The sequence below is a fragment of the Pseudoalteromonas sp. NBT06-2 genome (assembly GCF_002276045.1).
GTDB lineage: Bacteria > Pseudomonadota > Gammaproteobacteria > Enterobacterales > Alteromonadaceae > Pseudoalteromonas.
This window is the reverse complement of sequence record NZ_NQMR01000293.1, coordinates 1-472: the sequence shown is the minus strand read 5'-3', so window position 1 is coordinate 472 and position 472 is coordinate 1. Positions and strand designations below refer to the sequence as shown.

At 39.2% G+C, this 472-nt stretch carries 1 protein-coding gene; it reads left to right on the top strand.

Translation table 11 applies throughout. From position 1 onward, the window contains the following. Positions 1-29: 29 nt before the first annotated feature. Positions 30-380, top strand: a complete 351-nt coding sequence (locus tag CJF42_RS25500; protein ID WP_095369300.1) for a hypothetical protein — start codon at positions 30-32, stop codon at positions 378-380. Positions 381-472: the final 92 nt, after the last annotated feature.

Below are 472 nucleotides of genomic sequence, written 5' to 3'. Positions count from 1 at the left end.
CGTTATGTAATTTATAAACATGGTGATATATGAAATATTTAATAAATTTAACAATTATAATTTTAACGCTAACCTTTGGCATATCTGCGCAAGCAGCTACAATAACTGCTACAGGCAAGGTTTCAATGATGCGTCATTACGGTTCGGGAATGATGTTGGTATATGGCCTTACTTTTGATGGGCAGACTAGCTTAGCTCATTGTAATGGTACTAAAACTGGTTTTTTAATACCTAATGAATACGAAAAAATAGATAGGTTGTTGAGTCTACTTCTTACTGCAAAAGCTACTGGAGTAACGGTGACTGTTCGGGGCTTGGACGTGGGGAGTAGTTGTTGGGCACCGACTTTTGTAGGCTCGAGCTACATTGATTTTAACTAATACATAACAAATTGCTCCATTTGACGCAGCGGCCTACGCTCCTTTTTGTGCATTCGCTGCGCTCATTATTGCACAAAAACCCACTACAACCG

Excerpts from the sequence above, each read along its gene's own strand:
- CJF42_RS25500 (WP_095369300.1), top strand. The coding sequence starts at position 30 with ATGAAATATTTAATAAATTTAACAATTATAATTTTAACGCTAACCTTT.